General features: G+C 47.1%; 24 protein-coding genes. 8 read left to right on the forward strand and 16 right to left on the reverse strand.

Annotated elements, in window-relative coordinates:
* Positions 1-147 precede the first annotated feature (147 nt).
* The 8 genes from vscN to sctU are packed head-to-tail and all read left to right on the forward strand — an operon-like array spanning position 148 to position 7,029.
* A complete protein-coding gene (gene vscN / locus ITG12_RS05425; RefSeq protein ID WP_038875771.1) occupies positions 148-1,470 on the forward strand; it encodes a SctN family type III secretion system ATPase VscN in 1,323 nt (440 codons plus the stop codon).
* Entirely contained in the window at positions 1,467-1,928 is a 462-nt protein-coding gene (locus ITG12_RS05430; protein ID WP_038875774.1) for a YscO family type III secretion system apparatus protein, read from the forward strand. The genes vscN and ITG12_RS05430 overlap by 4 nt, the downstream gene beginning before the upstream one ends.
* A 9-nt stretch (positions 1,929-1,937) precedes the next feature.
* Positions 1,938-3,290: a type III secretion system needle length determinant gene (locus ITG12_RS05435; RefSeq protein ID WP_038875777.1), complete on the forward strand. Its 1,353-nt coding sequence runs from the start codon at positions 1,938-1,940 to the stop codon at positions 3,288-3,290.
* A complete protein-coding gene (gene sctQ / locus ITG12_RS05440; protein ID WP_038875799.1) occupies positions 3,290-4,255 on the forward strand; it encodes a type III secretion system cytoplasmic ring protein SctQ in 966 nt (321 codons plus the stop codon). The genes ITG12_RS05435 and sctQ overlap by 1 nt, the downstream gene beginning before the upstream one ends.
* On the forward strand, positions 4,252-4,902 hold the full coding sequence (gene vscR, locus ITG12_RS05445; RefSeq protein ID WP_038866882.1) for a SctR family type III secretion system export apparatus subunit VscR: 651 nt from the start codon (positions 4,252-4,254) through the stop codon (positions 4,900-4,902). Before sctQ ends, vscR begins: the two co-directional genes overlap by 4 nt.
* A 13-nt stretch (positions 4,903-4,915) precedes the next feature.
* The gene (gene vscS, locus ITG12_RS05450; RefSeq protein WP_005426136.1) at positions 4,916-5,182 is read left to right on the forward strand and encodes a SctS family type III secretion system export apparatus subunit VscS; all 267 of its coding nucleotides are present in this window, start codon (positions 4,916-4,918) and stop codon (positions 5,180-5,182) included.
* The gene (gene sctT / locus ITG12_RS05455) at positions 5,179-5,961 is read left to right on the forward strand and encodes a type III secretion system export apparatus subunit SctT (protein ID WP_038875780.1); all 783 of its coding nucleotides are present in this window, start codon (positions 5,179-5,181) and stop codon (positions 5,959-5,961) included. The genes vscS and sctT overlap by 4 nt, the downstream gene beginning before the upstream one ends.
* Positions 5,962-5,979: 18 nt before the next feature.
* The gene (gene sctU, locus ITG12_RS05460; protein WP_038866876.1) at positions 5,980-7,029 is read left to right on the forward strand and encodes a type III secretion system export apparatus subunit SctU; all 1,050 of its coding nucleotides are present in this window, start codon (positions 5,980-5,982) and stop codon (positions 7,027-7,029) included.
* 144 nt (positions 7,030-7,173) lie between these two features.
* On the opposite strand, the gene ITG12_RS05465 is transcribed toward sctU, so the two are convergent.
* The 16 genes from ITG12_RS05465 to ITG12_RS05540 all read right to left on the reverse strand — a co-directional run bounded on the left by ITG12_RS05465 (position 7,174) and on the right by ITG12_RS05540 (position 19,725).
* Positions 7,174-8,652: a CesT family type III secretion system chaperone gene (locus tag ITG12_RS05465; protein ID WP_248873808.1), complete on the reverse strand. Its 1,479-nt coding sequence runs from the start codon at positions 8,650-8,652 to the stop codon at positions 7,174-7,176.
* Between the two features lie 11 nt (positions 8,653-8,663).
* Complete coding sequence (locus tag ITG12_RS05470; RefSeq protein ID WP_248873809.1) at positions 8,664-9,122, reverse strand: CesT family type III secretion system chaperone; 459 nt, start codon at positions 9,120-9,122, stop codon at positions 8,664-8,666.
* A gap of 344 nt (positions 9,123-9,466) precedes the next feature.
* The gene (locus ITG12_RS05475; protein ID WP_248873948.1) at positions 9,467-10,627 is read right to left on the reverse strand and encodes a VopS family T3SS effector adenosine monophosphate-protein transferase; all 1,161 of its coding nucleotides are present in this window, start codon (positions 10,625-10,627) and stop codon (positions 9,467-9,469) included.
* Between the two features lie 3 nt (positions 10,628-10,630).
* The gene (locus ITG12_RS05480; RefSeq protein WP_248873810.1) at positions 10,631-11,062 is read right to left on the reverse strand and encodes a CesT family type III secretion system chaperone; all 432 of its coding nucleotides are present in this window, start codon (positions 11,060-11,062) and stop codon (positions 10,631-10,633) included.
* A gap of 209 nt (positions 11,063-11,271) precedes the next feature.
* On the reverse strand, positions 11,272-11,907 hold the full coding sequence (locus tag ITG12_RS05485; protein WP_005426171.1) for an HrpE/YscL family type III secretion apparatus protein: 636 nt from the start codon (positions 11,905-11,907) through the stop codon (positions 11,272-11,274).
* Positions 11,886-12,551 (reverse strand): SctK family type III secretion system sorting platform protein VscK, encoded by a 666-nt coding sequence (gene vscK / locus ITG12_RS05490; protein ID WP_248873811.1) that lies wholly within the window; start codon positions 12,549-12,551, stop codon positions 11,886-11,888. Before vscK ends, ITG12_RS05485 begins: the two co-directional genes overlap by 22 nt.
* On the reverse strand, positions 12,544-13,290 hold the full coding sequence (gene sctJ, locus ITG12_RS05495; RefSeq protein WP_029388702.1) for a type III secretion system inner membrane ring lipoprotein SctJ: 747 nt from the start codon (positions 13,288-13,290) through the stop codon (positions 12,544-12,546). Before sctJ ends, vscK begins: the two co-directional genes overlap by 8 nt.
* A gap of 17 nt (positions 13,291-13,307) precedes the next feature.
* Positions 13,308-13,652, reverse strand: a complete 345-nt coding sequence (gene sctI / locus ITG12_RS05500; RefSeq protein ID WP_005426285.1) for a type III secretion system inner rod subunit SctI — start codon at positions 13,650-13,652, stop codon at positions 13,308-13,310.
* An 8-nt stretch (positions 13,653-13,660) separates the two neighbouring features.
* Positions 13,661-14,308 carry a YopR family T3SS polymerization control protein gene (locus ITG12_RS05505; protein ID WP_248873812.1) on the reverse strand — a complete coding sequence of 216 codons (648 nt, stop codon included), beginning with the start codon at positions 14,306-14,308 and terminating at the stop codon, positions 13,661-13,663.
* The gene (locus tag ITG12_RS05510) at positions 14,308-14,664 is read right to left on the reverse strand and encodes a YscG family type III secretion system chaperone (RefSeq protein ID WP_005426289.1); all 357 of its coding nucleotides are present in this window, start codon (positions 14,662-14,664) and stop codon (positions 14,308-14,310) included. The genes ITG12_RS05505 and ITG12_RS05510 overlap by 1 nt, the downstream gene beginning before the upstream one ends.
* Before the next feature lie 3 nt (positions 14,665-14,667).
* Positions 14,668-14,916, reverse strand: coding sequence for a type III secretion system needle filament subunit SctF (gene sctF / locus ITG12_RS05515; RefSeq protein WP_005426103.1), 249 nt, complete (start codon positions 14,914-14,916; stop codon positions 14,668-14,670).
* A gap of 16 nt (positions 14,917-14,932) precedes the next feature.
* Entirely contained in the window at positions 14,933-15,139 is a 207-nt protein-coding gene (locus ITG12_RS05520; protein WP_005426287.1) for an EscE/YscE/SsaE family type III secretion system needle protein co-chaperone, read from the reverse strand.
* Complete coding sequence (sctD, locus tag ITG12_RS05525; RefSeq protein ID WP_248873813.1) at positions 15,126-16,427, reverse strand: type III secretion system inner membrane ring subunit SctD; 1,302 nt, start codon at positions 16,425-16,427, stop codon at positions 15,126-15,128. Before sctD ends, ITG12_RS05520 begins: the two co-directional genes overlap by 14 nt.
* Before the next feature lie 5 nt (positions 16,428-16,432).
* The gene (gene sctC, locus ITG12_RS05530; RefSeq protein ID WP_104046797.1) at positions 16,433-18,304 is read right to left on the reverse strand and encodes a type III secretion system outer membrane ring subunit SctC; all 1,872 of its coding nucleotides are present in this window, start codon (positions 18,302-18,304) and stop codon (positions 16,433-16,435) included.
* The gene (locus tag ITG12_RS05535; RefSeq protein WP_038866855.1) at positions 18,304-18,732 is read right to left on the reverse strand and encodes a YscB family type III secretion system chaperone; all 429 of its coding nucleotides are present in this window, start codon (positions 18,730-18,732) and stop codon (positions 18,304-18,306) included. Before ITG12_RS05535 ends, sctC begins: the two co-directional genes overlap by 1 nt.
* 12 nt (positions 18,733-18,744) lie before the next feature.
* Positions 18,745-19,725 carry a T3SS regulon anti-activator ExsD domain-containing protein gene (locus ITG12_RS05540; RefSeq protein WP_283102924.1) on the reverse strand — a complete coding sequence of 327 codons (981 nt, stop codon included), beginning with the start codon at positions 19,723-19,725 and terminating at the stop codon, positions 18,745-18,747.
* Positions 19,726-19,841: the final 116 nt, after the last annotated feature.

The raw sequence follows: 19,841 nt of genomic DNA on the forward strand, positions 1-19,841 counted from the left end.
AATTGCATTTTTAATCGGCTGTCAAAATCAGACGTGTTTTTTTAGGGCGTTTTAAGTTTTCTAAAAACTCCCGACCAATAGTCACTATAAATACGGCGCCATCCTTTCTATTCTCCCAGCATCAGTTATTGCGCATGTTTTCTTAAATTGAACGACTTCTCATACATCACCGAAACTCAACAATCGGCCATCAAGCAAACGCGTTTGATCCAAATCCGTGGTCGCGTGACTCAGGTTACTGGCACCATCATCAAAGCCGTTGTGCCTGGTGTTCGTGTCGGCGAGCTTTGTGAGCTACGTAACCCCGATCAAACCTTGTCGCTGCTTGCGGAAGTGGTGGGTTTTCAGCAACACCACGCGTTGCTTACCCCACTTGGCAACATGTTTGGTATTTCCTCCAATACCGAAGTGAGCCCGCTTGGAAAAATGCACGAAGTCGGCGTTGGCGATCATCTGTTAGGGAAGATTCTCGATGGTCTGGGCCGCCCATTCGATGGCTCTCAAAGCACTGAACCGAGCGCTTGGTATCCGGTTTATCGTGATGCGCCGCCACCAATGCAGAGAAAACTGATTGAAAAGCCGATTTCGATGGGCGTGCGTTCCATCGACGGATTGCTCACCTGTGGTGAAGGACAAAGGATGGGCATTTTTGCTGCGGCTGGCGGTGGTAAAAGTACCCTGCTCGCCAAGCTTATTCGCTCTGCCGATGTCGATGTAACCGTGCTTGCCCTCATCGGTGAAAGGGGCCGTGAAGTAAGAGAATTTATCGAGCACGACCTTGGCGAAGAAGGCATGGCAAGGTCAGTATTGGTTGTCGCAACTTCAGACAGACCAGCAATGGAACGAGCCAAAGCGGCGTTCGTTGCAACCTCTATCGCGGAGTACTTCCGCGACCAAGGTAAGCGTGTCCTGCTGCTGATGGATTCGGTGACGCGTTTTGCCCGAGCTCAACGTGAAATCGGCTTGGCAGCTGGCGAGCCACCAACACGACGAGGCTATCCGCCTTCTGTTTTTGCTGCACTACCAAAACTGATGGAACGTGCAGGTCAATCAGACAAAGGCTCCATCACCGCGCTGTATACCGTACTTGTGGAAGGCGACGATATGACTGAGCCAGTGGCCGATGAGACGCGTTCGATACTCGATGGTCACATCATTCTCTCTCGCAAACTGGCGGCGATGAACCACTATCCAGCCATTGATGTGCTTCGTTCAGCTAGCCGTGTGATGAACCAAATCGTCGATAAAACTCATCAAGCGTCCGCGGCTCACATGCGTGAAATGCTGGCCAAATATGAAGAAGTCGAACTGCTGATCAAAATTGGTGAGTACCAACACGGCGCTGACAGTCGCGCGGATATGGCCATTGCACAGGGAGATGATATCCGAGCGTTCTTACGCCAGGGCACGCACGAGCCAAGTGAACTCGAAGAGACCGTCACACAGCTGCGTGGACTTGCAGGCTTATGATCGAGCAATTGCTAGAGATAAAAAAAATTCGTGCCGACCGTGCCGATCGCGCGGTTCAGCAACAAGAGTATCGAGTCAATAACGCACGAGCCTCACTCCGAAAGGCGGAACAGTCTGTCGTTGATTATCGTCAATGGCGCGAAGAGGAAGAAGAACGGCGCTTTGCGAAAGCCAAACAGAAAACCGTCGTTCTAAAAGAACTTGAAATATTGCGGCAAGAAATCGCGCTGTTAAGGGAAAGAGAAGCCGATTTAAAACAACGAGCTGCAGAAGAAAAAAAGGCATTGGAACAAGAGAACCAGCAACTCAAGGAAAGCAAGCAAGAAGCTCTGGCCGCCCATAAAACCAAAGAAAAATTCATTCAATTAAACGAACAAGAAATCGCTGAGCAAGCACGCCAAGTGCAGTATCAAGAAGAGCTCGAACAAGAAGAGTTCCGCAGCGTTGTTGTTTCATAGAAGGTAAAGATGCGAGTCAAAAACGATCATCCAAACACAACTGAACGTCCGCAACAGGTTCAACAGAGGCCAGTCAACCAAATCTCAGAAGAGCTCGAATCTCGCTTTAATAATGCACTTAAGCCAACGCAAGCAGAGAGCGAACATGAGTCAGAGACCTCTCGCTTATTCGCTGCTGTATTGAACGCAGATAAGCTCGATGGCATGAAGCACAAAGGCAAGGTCAGCAGTGCTATACCTGAGGCGGAGAAAGAGCAGATCGAGGGTGGCCAAGAGCACCCTGAAAACTTGAAAGATCAGCCTGCTAATGAGAAGTCAGACGCTGGTTTGCACCCAGAAAAGCCAAGTCACGATCTCTCAGAAAGAGAAACCGTGCAGGTAATGGACAACAAAGATAAAAACGAAGAGAGCCATAGCGAGGCTTCAGAGCGCCCTGCGAAAGAGCCACATTCAGATACTGGCAAACCCGTAAAACCACACTCTCTAATCGAGCAGTCGGTAGGAAGTAAGGAAGCGGATAAATCACAGCTGTTGACTTCTAACTCTGCGGCAGAAAAAGACTCGAACAATAAGCAAGTCAGCTCGGTAAGCACGGCACCATTAGATAATGGTTCGTCTCGTGATCCTAAAATACCGATGACCAGCTTGCCTAACGCTTTAAAGGGTCAGGTATTACCGATTCAGACTGACCAAGCCAATCTACGGAACAAAACTGAGCCATCAACCGTGCAGAGTGTGCTGCAAGGTCAACTGCATAAATTGGATGCAGCGGCTCACAAACTCGACCCTGCGGCAAAAGACGCTACTGCTATTGTGGACTCGAAAATTGTGGACTCGAAAGCCGCATTGGCCGCGCTTGAAGAGAAGGTTAAGCCGGTAAAGCACATCGAACGGCGTCATCCAAGTTCAGAGTCGGACGCTAAGTTTCACCCGACGGTCAACCTAAGCCAATCGACAGCGCAAGGCGACATCATCCTTAAAAACGTAGAGACACACGCGCCCCAGAGCAGAACTCAAAACGTAAATGAATTGATTAATAAGTTAGTCGACAAGATCTACGTGTCTCTTCCTTCAGCAAACGAAAAAGAAGTTCGTCTGCTTCTTAATGAAGGTCAATTAAAAGGCGGCGAGATCTCCATCAAGCAGGACAGTTCTGGCTACAGCGTGCTGATTAAGCAAGAGCACGCTCTTTCGCTGATCAACCAAACGGCTAAGCAAGAGTTGACCGAGCGTCTGCAACGTTTAGGCATCGACCAACCGATTCGGATCGCCGTCAGCGAACAGATGAACCAACAACAAGACCAACAACGCTCACGACAACAACGCAGCATTTACGATGAATGGAAGCCTGAGGACGAATGATGATATTAGATTTCCCAAAGGTCGAACCTTCAAGCATCGCGCTGAGCAATCAACTGTGCGCAAAACAGTGCCACTTTCAAGATAGTCAGAGCAATAGCTTATCGGCCACGCTTGGCCAAAAACCGGAGTTTTCTGGCTATCGTTTAACGCTACTCATTGGTGGGCAAACCATTCAAATCGATTTCAGCGGTGCGCAATTACAGCAATGGCTACATGGCATTCTTGACTCGACGGCATTTGAATCACTGCCAAACTCATTGCAATTGGCGCTGCTCAGTAGCCAAATTGAGCCCTACACCGACGTGATTAAGCGCTTATTTGGACAACTTCCGGTATTGAGCAAGTTGCAAGTTCATGAGCAGCCTACACCAGAAGAAAACGTGTTGATGCTCACCATCAATCGCGATGATGTCTCTCTTAGCCTGTGGGTCCATGAAGGTCGAGATGTGTTGATTGACACTCTGCCACAAGCGACCTCTTACCTGAGCCAAAACATCGCACTGCCCTTCTGGTTGAGCTTTGGAAAAACGCGTTTGGCGCTCAGTCAATTTGAGCAACTGACACTGGGCGATGTGGTGTTTTTCGATGATTGCTACATCGCGCAACACCAAGTGCTGCTTCAGGTCTCGAATCAGAACCTTTGGCGATGCCAACTCGACAATACGACACTCCATATCCAAAAAAAAGAAACCAATATGAACGATATCAACAGCTCTGAAGCACTTACCGACCACCAGCAATTGCCAATTGAACTGACTTTCGATGTTGGTCAGCAAACCATTACTTTAGAACAACTTAACGCACTGCAACCAGGGTTTACCTTTGAGCTTAACCAACCAATTTCTAACCCAGTCACCATGCGAGCAAACGGAAAAATCATTGGGGAATGCGAGCTTGTGAACATCAATGAACGCTTGGGTGTGCGCGTGCTCGAACTGTTTGGCGGCAGTCAGGAGCCAGCATGATCCAGTTACCTGATGAACTGAACCTCATCGTCACACTTGCCCTTCTTGCTCTGGTTCCTTTCATTGCAATGATGGCGACCTCCTTCGTTAAACTGGCCGTGGTTTTCTCTCTGCTAAGAAATGCACTAGGTGTACAACAGATTCCACCCAATATGGCCTTGTACGGATTGGCGATCATTCTGTCGATCTTCATCATGGCGCCAGTAGGGTTTGAAACCTATGACTACGTGACCCAGCACGAAATCTCACTTGAAGATTCAGAGAGCATCGAAGGTTTAATCGAAAGTGGATTGCAGCCGTATCGTGAGTTTTTAAAAAAGCACATCCGTGAAACTGAATCGGTCTTTTTTACCGATGCGGCAAGAACCTTGTGGCCACAAAAGTATGTCGACCGTTTAGAGTCAGACAGCTTATTATTGTTGCTCCCAGCTTTTACCGTGAGTGAGCTCACTAGAGCGTTTGAGATTGGCTTCTTGTTGTACCTGCCATTCATCGCTATCGATCTGATCGTATCCAACATCTTGCTGGCAATGGGCATGATGATGGTCTCGCCAATGACCATCTCACTGCCATTCAAGTTGTTGCTCTTTGTGTTGCTAGACGGTTGGACCAAGTTGACCCATGGCCTAGTGCTCAGTTACGGATAATGAGGAGAGAAGTATGAATCCGGCTGAAATCATCCACTTCACCACTCAGGCTCTAACGCTTGTTCTGTTCTTGTCACTGCCGCCGATTTTGGTTGCGGCACTTGTCGGTACCTTGGTCTCTCTTGTCCAAGCGCTAACACAAGTACAAGAACAGACGTTAGGCTTTGTCGTCAAACTGATCGCCGTCATCATTACCCTATTTGTTACCACACAATGGCTGGGCGCCGAGCTGCATTCATTTGCCACGTTGACCTTGGATAAAATCCCGCAAATACGATGAGTTACGATGATTTGCACCAAGCCCTGTTCCTATACAGCTTGACGCTCCCTAGGTTAATGGCTTGCTTTATATTTTTGCCGATCTTAAACAAGCAAATACTGGGTGGCACCTTGGTAAGAAATGGTGTTTTGTGCTCGCTTGCACTGTTTATCTTCCCAATGATCAACCAACAAGACCTGCCCGCAGAAACGGATGGGATTTGGTTGATGGTCATCTTAGGTAAAGAGGTGTTATTGGGTATGCTGATTGGCTTTGTTGCAGCAATCCCTTTTTGGGCTATTGAGGCAGCAGGCTTTTTGGTGGATAACCAACGTGGTGCTGCGATGGCAAGTATGTTTAACCCCACTCTCGGCTCTCAGTCAACGCCAACGGCTGTGCTATTGACCCAAACTCTGATCACCTTGTTCTTCTCCGGTGGTGGCTTTGTCGCTTTTATTTATGCGCTGTTTAACAGCTATGCGTCGTGGCCTGTGATTAGCTTTTTCCCAACCGTCACTGAGGAATGGGTGCACTTTTTCTACGCTCAGTTCGAGCAACTTATGTGGCTTGGCGTTTTGATGTCTGCGCCTTTGGTTTTAGCCATGTTCCTTGCCGAGTTTGGGCTCGCGCTGATTAGCCGATTCGCCCCACAGCTGAACGTTTTCTCTTTAGCCATGCCGATCAAAAGTGCCATTGCCAGCGTGCTATTGATTGTTTATTTGGCATTGATGATGGACCACTTTCAAGCCCTTTTCTCTGAAATCGTACTGTTCAGAGAACAGCTCAATACCATTTGGTAATAACAGACAGGAAGAGCAATGAGCGGAGAAAAAACGGAACTCCCCACCCCAAAAAAACTTCGGGATGCCCGGCAAAAAGGGCAAGTCGCCAAAAGTCAGGAAGTCGTCTCATCGGCGTTAATCCTAGCCCTAATTGCCGTCTTATTTGCCTTTGCTGACTACTATATGTCGCACATCTCTGCCCTACTTTTGTTACCGAGTGAGTTGGCTTATCAAGGGTTTCAGGATGCGTTGCTTGACGTAGCCATCGCTATTGCCAAAGAAATGGTCTACCTACTAGCACCGATCCTGATCGTGGCGGCATTGATTGCCATCATGTCGAACATGGGGCAATTCGGCTTGCTATTTAGTGGTGAATCCGTCAAACCAGATATCAAAAAGATCAACCCCGTCGAAGGGGCGAAACGAATTTTCTCGCTAAAGAGCATCATTGAGTTTATTAAGTCAATTCTTAAAGTCTCGCTCCTTTCCTGCATCATTTGGGTAACACTGAAAGGCAACTTAAACACGCTACTGCAAATCCCGACATGCGGATTAGAGTGTGTACCGACCATCACCGGCGTATTGGTGAAACAACTCATGATCATCTCTTCCGTCGGCTTTATTGTGATTGCAGCTGCCGATTACGCTTACCAAAAGTTCGACCACACCAAGCAACTAAAGATGACTAAAGACGAAGTTAAACGCGAATATAAAGAGATGGAGGGCAGCCCGGAAATCAAGAGTAAGCGTCGTCAGTTACACCAAGAGCTGCAAGCTTCGAACCAAAGAGATAACGTTAAACGTTCGAATGTGTTGGTCACGAACCCAACCCACATCGCTATTGGTTTGTACTACAAAAAGGGCGAAACACCGCTGCCTGTGATAACCCTTAAAGAAACCGATGCGATGGCGAAACGTATGATCGCGATAGCCCACGAAGAAGGCATCCCTGTGATGCAAAAAGTGCCGCTCGCACGTGCCCTTTATGCCGATGGTCAATTAAACCAATACATTCCTGGCGATCTTATTGAAGCCACCGCCGAGATCCTGCGTTGGGTTGCGTCTCTTGAGCAGTCAGAGGAATAACGGGAAACGGATTTATTTTATCTTTATAGGAACAGGCATTGGCACTGTTTTTTAAGGAATTTAACTGAACACAAAGGGAGCTTACGCTCCCTTTTGCTTTTCTTCTTAACTACGATTTAGCCGCGAGCTTTTAAACTCAACGGATTAAACCCAGCCTTCTGCTAAGTACATCAATCTTAACTGGCTTGGTGAGCCTAGCTTCTCTAACGCTAATAATTGCCCTTCACTCAGGTTCGGGCTTTTATCCAAGTACACTCGTCCGTTTTCTGCATCGAGAGGCAGTTTGTAGGTCAAGGTCTTATTGATGTCCTGTGCCTTACCTTGATCAATGGCTCGGACGGCTGGCATCAACCAGTCCCAATCTTCACTAAGCAGTTTCTTAAACGCACCATTCGCCACGGATTCAGTTTGACTTGGAGCATCTTCCACACTCAGTTTAAGCATAGGATCGACATCTGGCACCAAGTGTTCACTGGCTTCAGAGCCCAGCATCTTCTTGAGCGTTAAGCGCGCTGTTTCCATTTCCTGTGCTTCTTTCGGCGCTTGAGGAGACGTCATCGACTTGTCCTCTTTTGGGCCTAAATACGCCATCAAAGCACGTACTGACGCGGAATCTTGCATACTAAAGGTAAAGTCTCCTTTGCTGTTAGACACTTCGATACGTGGTAGCACACCAGACATGGGATCTTGACGAAACACCTCTTGAGCTTCGTTATTCAAACCATACGAGCCCGCTTGACCTGCCACAAAACCAGAACCACTGATTAAGCCTGATGCCGCAGCACTGCCCAATGCTTCTTTTGCAACAGGAAGCACACCCGCCGTCCCCACAGAGTTGACTCCAAAAGCACCAAGACTGCCTGTAGCCATCCCTAATGTTGCTGTAACAGCACCTTCAGTCGACAAGGTGGCGTGTCCGTGTGCTAAGGCTTGTTGCATCGGCAACGCAAGTCTCTGATCACGACCGGGCAGTTGCGCAATTTGATCCAATTGATGATGGTAAGCCTCTGCATCGCCATTTACCGCTGCTTTGTGCAACTCACGACCTGTCGCCACCAGCAATCCAACGCCCGGCAAGGCAAGGTTAATCGCCGCATTCACACCAGTGCCTTTGAGCTTATCTTTTGCCATCTCAAGCAACTCTGCCCCAAAGCCGTCCATTTTTCCTGGATATTGATTTTCGATGCTCACCTGTAAGCGAGGATCGTGACTGATCGAATCAAACGTACCTTTGAGGTTTTCATAAGCGCTACCGTCAATCTTAACCTCTTCCAACAAGTTCACTACTTCAAGGATCTTTCGTTCCGTCAGCGGTTCACCTCGGTACCCTGATGGGCTGACAAGGGAGAAAGCTAACAATGCCGTCTCTGGCTTTTCTTGTTTTAATAACGCCCGCTTTAAATCAAGATGAGTCTTAATATTTTCTTGAAAGTACTTTGGGTATTTTGAGCGCAGCAAATGTTCACTCACTGCTGCAAATTTTTGCCCTTTATGGAAGGTCGACGGCTCTTTTACCTTGCCACGCTTGCTGATCACTCGGTCATCTTTTTGCGCCGCAACAGAACGAAATTGGTCTAAGTTAGGAACCGGGCTTTGGCTGATTTTATTCGTTGGATTTACCATGGATGAACTCCTTAGACTCGAAGGGTCTGTACGTGAGATAGCTGTGTGTTGGGTAATGGAGTGATGTCTTGGTCTAGCATCGCAAATCGAGCCTGCCAGAGCTGAGCTTGCTCATTGAGAGCATGGAACCAAGTTGACAAACTCGCAGCATCTAAGTGCTCTATTGGCTTCCTGCCCGCAAGAACAAGCTGCCTGCCATTTGGTGTCAGTGACAAGGTTAAGCGCCCTTCAGCAATGGAGAAATAATTAGCATGAGCCAGAAGCTCAAGGCCTTTCACCCTCAGTTCACCACTTCTTTCGAGTCCGCCAAAAGCCACGGATAGAATAAGATCGTTGTTATCTGTCGCGCTAAAGTAAATAACGTAACGGTCATCAACTAATAACTGACAGCGACCTTCTTCAGAAAAGTTCAGTGGAGGTAACTCATTTATCTCACAAAACTCATTTAATAGAACTTGTAGTGTATTCATTGCAACTCCTCTATTTACTCTCTCTAGTAAAACGTAAATAGAAAGTTTGCGATGTCGAAATTAGCTTTTATTTTGTTGTTTTCCATTACCTCTCGTGAACTACTGCACAAAATAATAGAAATAAACACTTAAATAAAACCTAGCGGAATGAATATAAAAATTCGTTTTAAACAAGCTATTTAAAGATAAGAGTCCGCCAATAAGTTTAATTGATTAATCCAAGGACAAAACATCAAAGCCATTAATGAAAAAACTTATTACTTCGGTTTCACACTTCAATGTTAATATATAGAACTCACAACGAAAAAGAGCGACTTTCGTCGCTCTAAATATGGTCTGGATATTTACTTAATCCCGTGAAGGCTAAGCTCTGCACTTAAAGCAAGAGGCGTGAATGCATCATTTCTCAGCTCAGCAATCGCATACAGCATACGTCCCATACGACCATTCCCATCTGTGAAACCATGGTAGCCAATCACACCAGCAAACAACTGTTTTCCAAGGTCTTTATCTGCCACTGAGTTTTCTTTCAAAAAGCCCTCTATGTGCTGTTTTAGCATGCCTTCACCACCAATGCTTGATGGAAGTGCGCCACCAGCAGTCGCTGGGCCTCGGTAATCTCTTTCAATATTCGGCACCGCTCGCGCATGAAGCTCTTTTAAGTTATCCATGTTCAGCAAGTCTTTATCATTGGCCGCGTATTCTTTAAGAAGCGCGGTAATATTATCAGCATCGTTTCCTTTCGAAGTCGATGCGTTAATGATCCAAGCCGCCGCGCGTTCAAGATTGTTCGTCGTGCCCGTTTTATTGAATTTCTCTTCTGCTAGCGAATCGGCATAAACACCCGAACTCAAATCTGTGTTTGCCAAACCTTCAATATGTGCTTGTGCCGCTTTTAAGTTCTTAACCTCGGTTTCAAATACAACTTCCAAGCCTATCGCGGTATTTGGGTTGTTCTTCACGCCCATCGCACCGCCACCAAAAGCTTTAACAACTTTGCCAGCTAATGCTTTTGTTGAACCCTCACCAATTTGTGACTTCAAGTCCTGTCCTGATTTCGTATCCAATAGCGCTTCTGACATCGCGCGCTCAGCCAATTGGTTAAGTTCACCACTGTCTGACTTAATCGCCTGAGCATCAAGTCGGCTAAAGGCATTTAACACATCGGCCGGCGTTTTAAGGCTGGCATCTTTAAACAGCATTTGACCGTGCTCAACAGAAGAACTGGTTTGCAAGCGCTGAGCTTGTCCAAGTTCATTATCGAATACCGATTTCGTAATCGCTTTCGCTACTGAGTCTGTGTTGCCTTCTCTAAATAGCTTACCCGTTGCTTCAAAGAATCGAGCGACTGCACTATTACTTGGGTTTGAACGAACAAACTGCTGAGTATCTGCATCGACCTTATATTCCTTGCCACCAACATTGAGTTTGCCTTCATTGAGAATATCATTTCGCGCTTGCGGCATTGCGGCTTGTAGCGCACTTACGTTTCCAAAACTAATCATCATTTATACCCTTAGTGTGGCAAATTGAGCCGCATCTATTGTCTGTGTTTGTTCTTGCGTCGCTGGCTCTTGAGCCGTTGCTGACTGTTTTAGCCAGTCCACAAGCTGAACAATCGACGCTTCAAAATATGTCTCAGTTAACATCGTTTGATGAATGTGAATAAAACCGATGTAGCCAGCACCTTCATCCCAACATACGTAGGGCTCATCTTTGGTTAATGCTGCCTTCATGTGTTGAAAATAAACATCGGGATGTGGTTTCTCACCGGAAATTAAGCCAATAAGCGTCAGCTTCTCTTCATTTGTTCGAAGTGTAATCGCCACTTCGTTATCAATAATTAAGCGACAACAGCCTTCTTCATCAAATTCCAGCGTTTCTATTTGGCAACGCTTTGCAAAGTCGTTTAGAAGGGTCGATATAAATCCGTTGACCATCTGGTTTACATTCCTATTTTTGTATTTACATCTCTGCGGTTTAGATAAGAGCAGAGTGTTGGCTGATGGAGTGATTATGCTGAATTCGGATGGGGGAATATGCTAGATATGGTCGGCTTTTTTTCATTTTAAGCCGTTTAGAACAAGGCATATGATGACCTAAAAAAAGCCCAGCATGGCTGGACTTTCGGAGAGCAAAAATAAACGCGTTAGGGCTGTATCTGCTGGCGTTCGCTCAATTGCTTGGTAATAGCTTGCTTGAGCGCTTGCAGCTGACCGTCGATACTCGCATCGATAATACCGACCTCGGTCTCCAGTATGCAGCCGCCGTTTTTTAAACGCGCATCGGCAATGACTTCAACGTACCCCACTTCAGGGAAATCACTGAGTATGGAGGAAACCTTCTCCCGCACTTCAGTAACCTGCTCTGGATGCACATGAAGAATCACTTGCTTTTGGTTACTGACAAGCTGGAGCGCCTCTCTCACGACACTTGCAGTGGTATCCACATCATCAAAGCTGTTGATGATCTTTCTGACGGCATCGAGCACAACGCCTGTCATTTTTTGCTCGACCTGCAAATAGTACTCGTTGCATCGAGCAAGTGTTGCCAGCATGGTTTCGGCGTTCTCGATCTTCGCTTGATCGATGCCGTCCTGATAACCTCGCTGCCTCTCTAGCTCATAGGCTTCGTCCGCTTTCGCAATGATACTTTCTGCTTTTGAGTGCGCCGCCTCAACCAAATGCTGCGAATCTAAGTAACTCACATAGTCTTTTGCTTTGAGCACTTTTAAGCCCGGCGCCAATTGCAAGTTGTCGGTTTTTATTTCAACAAATGAAACCATTGAGGAATTACCTGTTTTGCGATTTTCTTGATAAGTCGATATGCGAGATCACGATGCGCGTCATCCAACCAATCTGCACTGCGATCCGTCAGCGTCAGTTGACGATCGAGCTTAAATTGCCATCGTTGCACTAGCTCTGATGGTGACTTTGCCAGTAAGAACGTGACCCATAAATAACCCAGCTCTCGGGCTGCCTTTTCAAAGCTTTTTTCATCGAGTCTGGTTGGCAGTGGCTTTTGCCAACCGCTGGGCCAGTTGGAAATCATCATCGGCCCTTGTTGGATCAAAAAACGCGTTTCATCCACCCCAAAGACCTGATTAAGACATTGTTTAGGTTGCTTTAGCACCACTTGGCGCATCGCTTGGCAATGCATGATTCCGCCAATCATCAACAGCAGCCGATTTGTTGCCTCTACAGGCAGTAAAGCCAGACTGTTGTATGGATGATTAAAAGCATGATCCGTAATTGGCGACAACGCCCAGTCTTCAATACACCACTGATTGATGGCCGCTTGGTTTCTCCAGCCTTGGAGTTTTAACAACCAAGGCTGTTTTTCCATTACCCAACTTTCGTCAATATAACTGCAAGGGCAATAGTTAAACTGATGCTGAATTTGGGAAACTGGCGTTTCGGAATTAACCACGTTTCACGTTCCTACGGCACCAAGCAAACGTTGCTGCGTTAGAGCCAATGATCAGCAGTACCAAGAAAACAAGGATAGCAATCAGATGGCTTGCGGTGTCTTTGGTCACTTGAATCGACAGAATGCTTTCGAATTGATTACCTTGAGACGTCACACGAACTTCCGAAGATGGCACCATCACCACGCTAATACGATCGTAGTTCAACCCTTCGATACTGTTGTTTACTAACAGCTTAATCTGAGGGACATAAGAGTCCAACGCGACATCCGCGGCATGTTTGATAAATACAGATGCCGATGCTGGCGTTGGGCGCTCACCAGGACGAAGATTTTGGTCTTCAAGTACCACGTGAACGCGAGCGACCAACACCCCATCAATTTGTGACAATGTGGACGACAGCTCTTGCGATTTCGCGTAAATAAGTCTCGCTCGCTCGGCAAGCGGAGACGAAATCAGATCGTCTTTCGGGAAGACTTCTTTAAGTGTCGAGAACTGCTCTCTTGGGTAACCTTTGCGCTTAAGCGCATCAACCGCAAACGCAATTTGTGCGTTATCTACCATCAACTTGACGGTGTTGTCTTTATCCGGTTCTTTGGTGGCGACGACGCCTTCAGAAAGTAAGATTGACAACATTTCGTTGCCTTCTTTTTGGCTTACACCGGTGTAAAGTTCGGTCTGACAACCCACCAAAAATAGAACCAGTAACATGCTTACTGCACGCATTGTTTTTCTTGTGATGACTGACTTCATTGTGACTACTGTGCCTTTAACAGTGTTTCTACGTTTTGCGTCGTTTTACCTACCGTCTTGGCGATCAGTTCCTCTTGAAAGGTAATTCGAGTCAACGCCCATTGCATTTGCAAAAGCTGAGCAGGATCGTCACCCACCATTTTCATACTGTCGGTTAAACTGCTTTTTGCGTTATCGATGGTATTTTTCAGTTCGCTTATGTTTTCTAACAAACCACCTTCTAAACCATTGTTTCCTTCCGGGGCCAACATCGCTTGCTCGAAACGTTCGCTAAGCCCATCCTGAGCTTGCGCATCTTGCACTTGCTCTAGATTCGTCTGCATGACTTCGGTGTACTGCGTATTGATCATCTGCGTTCCTATGAGAGCTCTAGTTTGTGGCTGTAAGTCAGCATGTTTTTGACCATCGAGTTGATTTGTATAACAAAACTCAACTCTTCCCGAACCATGTCTAACAATGGCTCTTGATCAGGAATGTCTTTCAACTCGGCCCAGCTATGCCAAAGTGCTTGTTCCTTTTGCGCCCCCAGAGGGAAATGCTCAGACAGCAGCACTTTTAGCTCCTCACGGTCTTTTGGAGGATCGGCGAGCAAACGTCCAGAAAAGCTGCCCAGTAACTCTTGTTCGAGTGAAGCCAGTAATTCTGGAGACGCTTTATCGGTGCCTTTTACGCTTCTTTCCTGGCTAAGTGCATACCACAACGCCTCTTTCTGCTCGCTTGGAGAAGTAAGCGCTCCGTCAAGTGAGCGCTTAAGTGCCGCTGAGCTAAAGTTTCCGGAACTCTTGAGCGCTTCATACCACTCTTTAATTGCCGTCACTTTGGCCTCAGACTGAGAGACGATGTCCGTGCTTTTTTGCACTGGCGATGCGCTCTTGTTTGATGAATTGCTTTCTGATGCACTTTCACTCATCAAACGGCTCATCTTATTTGCCTCATGCGGATCAACTTTGGCTGGCTGCTGAACCTGACTGAGCACATAGTTGAGCGAGTTGTTTTCAACCTTCATTAAAGGTTCCTGATATCCTGAGAGAAGCTCGTTGCAAAGGCTTGGCTTTCTTCACTGCCTTTTGAAGCCATCGCCAGCCAAGATTCCGCTTTGCTCGCTAACCCTGCTTTACCCGCCGCCAGAGCCGCTAAGCAGACTAAGTCAGGCGAGTTCACGCACACAGGTTCAAGCAGGCGATGCGCCTCTTCGTAGCGACCACGATTCATCAAACTCATAGAGCGAATCATTGCCACGACTTCTTCGGTATCCCCTTGGGATTCGAGGCAAGACGCAATTGTCTCTGCCTCTTCGTGGCGATGCATACCGGTTGCCATCAAAGCCGTTTCGGCCAGCAGCAAACGCATGTCTTTTTCCATAACTTACACCTTCTGCAGAATCGACTGCATCACATCCTTGATAGCACGAGTCGTGGTCGCGTTGATGTTGTAAACCACCGACCATTTGTTGATGGTGTGCTGCAATTCAGCCAGCTTTGATGGGTCGTCAGCGTTGGTTTCTAGGTTTTTGATCGCTTCATTCACGGCTTCATTCGCCGCTTTTGCTTGTTCTTCTAGTTTCGCTTTAACATCATCGAGATAAACACTGTTACTCGCATCGTAAAATGACATAGGTATCGCCTCTTGGTTATTTATTGCATTCGACAGTTTCAATCACAGCTAGAGCCGCTTGGTAGGCTTCATGCTGTTTGAGTAGCAACTGATATTCATGGGGGGCACAGCCAAGGTCGAGCTGGCGCTTAACTGCAGATTGCGCTTGCTTGAACTTGAGGACAATGGCCTCTTTCTGTTCCTGCCCTGAGTCGCTTTGTAGTAGTTGTTCAAGATTTGTCATTGGTATTTCCACCTTCATACCCTAGATCGATCGTGATCACTCGCCCGCCTTTCACCAGCTCTATTCCTGATGGAGTGACGCTAGAAATGCGATACCCTTGAGGGGTGCGAGCCCCAACCATGTAACGAACATTGTCCGTAAGAATCACATAAGGGACTTGGCCGAAATTCACGCTACGAAACGGAAAATCGATGTTGGTTCCCTTGCTTACTTTGGGAATGGACTTCAAAACCAAATAAGGTTTCTCGCCATACTGCTCACGGAAATCCCTCGTTACGCCATAAAAGCGAGTGGTCTCGATATCGTCCAACTCACCGCGTACTTCAATACGATCGCCACTTGTTACTAACTGAACTTTCTTTAGTAACTCTGCTTTTTCAAGCAAGGCTTTGAGCGTATCCATATAGGCGCCCGCTCTTTGCAGTTCGACCTTCCAAGCGACCAGCCCCGGGACATCGCGTTCTAATATCTGCTCGACTTGGCTCCAACGGCTCGCGTCATCGATGTACCCCGTTAAGAGCAGCGTGCCAGTCTCTTCACCATTCTCAACTTTGACTTGGTGATAACCGAGGTTACGCAAGATAAAGCGCACGCCACGACGAATCTCTTCCATGGTTCGCAGGTCACTTTTGTAGTTGATCCCTAGCGCGTCAATTCTTCCCAACAGTTGCAGTTTTGCGGTTCTATCCTCGACGTACCCTTCCAGTACTGCCTGCCTTGCCGTGGCATTCCATTCAACTCGCACATCATCGAGTTTCAATTCGCTCAGAATATTGCGCACTAAAACGATGGGCTCCGCTTCCGTGATGGCATCGCTGTCGCTGGCTCGGATTTGGCTATACCAAACACCGGCAAATATCACGCTTGGAATCAGGCTGCACATCAAGCCGATCAAAACTGTTCTCTTCCAACCTGATGACGGTTTATGGCTGACCGGTGCCGCTTGTTTATCTGCGGCTTCCGTCATGATATCGATCGCCAAGTCATCTTCAAGATGCCCTACCGCAAACGTTAATCGGCCAACCGAAACCAAGGCACTGCGTGATAATTCAATCCCATTAGCGTCAACGGTAACGCTCTCGCTATTGATCGAAACCTCATCACAATCACGCAGTAAGACGGTATCGCCATCGCACACCAATACAAGGTGACTCGCCTTGATGTCCGAATCGGTCAACACAAGGTCGGCGGTAAAGTCATCGCTCCCCAACACCAACGAATCATTGGGTAAGGTCACCTCTACTCCGGCATGAACACCAGAGAGAATACGAATTTTCCATTGCTGCATTGAGGCTATTGCTCCTCTAATGGTCGAACGCAATGATTCTCTGAGCCATCACACTCTTTGATTTGCACTCGCCATCCTTTTTGCCCTGAAGGCAGCTCGCATTGTGATAACAGCGAAGATTTGCCCTGTGACAATAGATCTTGTTGATGACGCTCCGCTTGTACTTGAGATGTACAGCTGTAGAGCGCGAGTGCCGATTTCAGATCTACACTGTTATTTGAAATATTGTTCAAGGTGCCGAGCTTCGGCCTCAAGTCATACTCATTACCGATAAGCACGTTGTCGCCAATGCCATCGACAACAATTCTCGGCTCAATAATGAACATGCGCACCGTTCTTCTGGTGGTATCGGTCGTACTTCTAAACAAGGCACCAAGGTATGGAATGTCCCCTAACAAAGGCACTTTACGCAGTTGATGACTGATTTCATCACGGTATACACCACCGATGAGTAGGCTCTGACCTTGCTTCACGGTCGCTAACGTGCTGATCTCTGTTTTTCGGATAGATGGCACATCATCAACACCGCCATCTGGAATTTGCGCACCATCTTCAAGATGCAAACTCAGGTTGATTTCTGGTCTTTCAACAAATCGGTCTCCGACGATGCGTGGGACGATACGCAGTAAGGTGCCGTAGGTCACTTCTTCAAGCGCTGCAGTTTCTTTACCAATCAACTTGACGTAGAACGTGCTGCTGTTGTTTAGGACCGCTTCAACGTTTTCTTGAGTTAGCAAAGTCGGTCGAGACACGACTTGAGCGCTACCTTGAGATTCCAACAAACGAATTTGAGCCAACAAGTAGTTTAAGTTGGTCGCATCAAGCAGTGACTTAAAAGTCTGCCCGCTACCTAACGTCACATCACCACCATCAACGTCACCTGTGGTTTTGATGTCTAAAATACTGTTGTTACCGACCTCGATACCCGCTCGCCAATCCACACCCAATTGGCTCAAATCATTAGCGCTGATATCGACAATCGAGAGTGCCACTTCAATTCGTGACTGTGGCTGATCCAACTGAGCGACTAACTTGCGGTACAAAGGCAGACGCGCTTGCGTATCACGCACTATGATGGCGTTTAAACCTGGCTCTGCTTCAACCGACGCACCGCCGTGTACAGAAACATTCTTCGTCGTGGTTGCAGCCGTATTGATGTCCGCTTCTTCACTCTCTTTGGTTGCCTTGATCTGAGTTTGAACGCCCGACAATACTCGGCTTAATACCGATGCAATGCCCGGCACCGTCACCGCTTGATCGCGATAAGTGATTTCTCTGTCCGTCGCTGAGGCATATTTCAAAGGAATAATTTCAACAAACAGTTCATCGGTAGAGTTCGACTTTTGAACCAATCGGCTTTCCAGCGCTTCGGCCGTTTGCACAACCAAATCAACGTATCTAGGTGGCCCCGCTAAGTAAACCAGCCCTTTGTTCTCTGCCGCACGCCAACCGTAGCGAGAGTCCCAAATCCCTGTTGATATCAGAGTACTTCGTAGCTCACGGGCAGTAAGAAGTTCAAGCTGTAACAGTCGTGAACGGGTTTCCGTCGCTTTGTACACATGCAACACCGCGCCATCGAAATACCACATCAGGTTGTAGACCTGTGCTAGATAATCAAGAAACTCGGCTGGGTCTTCTGGCGTAAATCGACCACTAACTCGATCGTTTACCTTGTCACTGACCGACACCGAAACGCGATAGTTAGCGCCAAAGTTATTCAATAGTTCTTTTAAAGAGTCATTGTCGGCATAGTAACGAAACGGCTGATCAGGCCAATTCAACTCTGATGCGTGTAAAGGCAATGCCGCCAACAAACTCAAAGTACATGCAACAGACCAAACAAGTCGGCGTAGTTGTTTTTTTAAAACGGCAAGCATTATGGAATCCAAATACTGTGGCTGACGGTATGGTTAACGCGTTGGTGCTCTAGCACACCACTAAACTGCTCCACCAAATTCACATGCTGGGAGAGCTGGGCGCATAATGCTTCTGTGGTAACGCTTTCCATATTCATCTTTCCTTGCACAATCAACTGTTCGTTATCATTCACCGTAAGTGTGCTGCTCGTGTCGCGCAGTGTCTTCAAAGAGAGCTGCATACAATGTTTGAGCGTCTGCTCTTTTTGGTAATCGAGGTGCTGTTCAAACTGAAATGGGAGCACGGTTTCCCACAAGACCCATGATGAATGCTGCCGAATGTTAAGCAGCATCTGGTCGACTTCGATATCATAGGAACCATTATTTGAGGCAATAAAATCCCCAACCCCAAGCGTTGCCGCGAGGGATTTCATCATTTGATCTAACATATTTAGCTCTATTTAAATCTGGCTGAGATGGTTACAAGCTTGACCGCACTGGTTACTCTGAATATCAAAATAGTAGTGATCCACATTGCCAACAGTGTGCATGTCTTGAAACCACTGCCAAATCTTCGCAACCGCATTTAAGTCGCTGTACACAAGGTCACAAGCGTCCCACACGTCGTTGAGTTCCGGCGCTTGCACTCGAGCTTCGCCACACCAGACTTTCCATTCAGAGATAAACTTATCTGAGGTCTCACCGTGCTGAGATAAACCTTTGAGCTTATCAAGCGTTGGTTTCCACTCCTCGACCATGGCTCGGTGGGATTCAACCGCCTGATTTTGTTGTTCATTGAGAACATCAAGCTGCTCATACAGTTCACTCTGCTGACTCTGAATCAATGCCAATTGCTGCTCTGCAAAAATCGCACTGTTCTCTTCTGTCGAGAGCCTCAACCAGTACTCTTTTTGAATACTCAGCTGATTGATCAACTGCTCTAGCTTTATGGTGTCATGTAACACCGTCTGATCTGTCTTTCGGTTCACCCATTCATTCAGGGTTAAATACATTGAAAGAATCAGCGTTTTAGGTGACGCCAAATTGAAGCGAAACCCTAATCGGCTGTTAATGTAATCCAGCCTTTGCTCAAAAGAGCTCAACACGTGATTATCACTCAGTTGCCCACCCACCTCGAGAAAGAGGCGCATGGCAAACCGGTCTAAAGAGGTACCAAACCTTTGATAGGTTTTCACCACTTGGCTTGCACATAAGCAATCAACGACATTGCGGTCAAGCAAACGTTGTAGCAAAGACAATTGTTCTGAACTCAGAACGTCTTCACTAAGCAGTTGTCGGTGATTGACATTAACAACATTGGGCACTTGCGATGATTGGGTTAAACCTTCGTATCTTGCGCCTCTCTGCAATACAGTGACCTTCCTTTGCGTCACAATGTTGTTAGGAAAAAGCGAACGGCGTCGCCAATGCAGCTTTTTCATTGGTGTTGTTCTCCGCATCTACTTCGAACAATCCAGAAGGAAGTAGAGGTAATAGTTTTGTTCGTTGTTACGCTGAGCATAATAGAGTTTACGCCAGTTGATGCCTTTCAAAATTA

It is taken from the genome of Vibrio sp. ED002 (assembly GCF_023277445.1).
Lineage (GTDB): Bacteria > Pseudomonadota > Gammaproteobacteria > Enterobacterales > Vibrionaceae > Vibrio > Vibrio jasicida.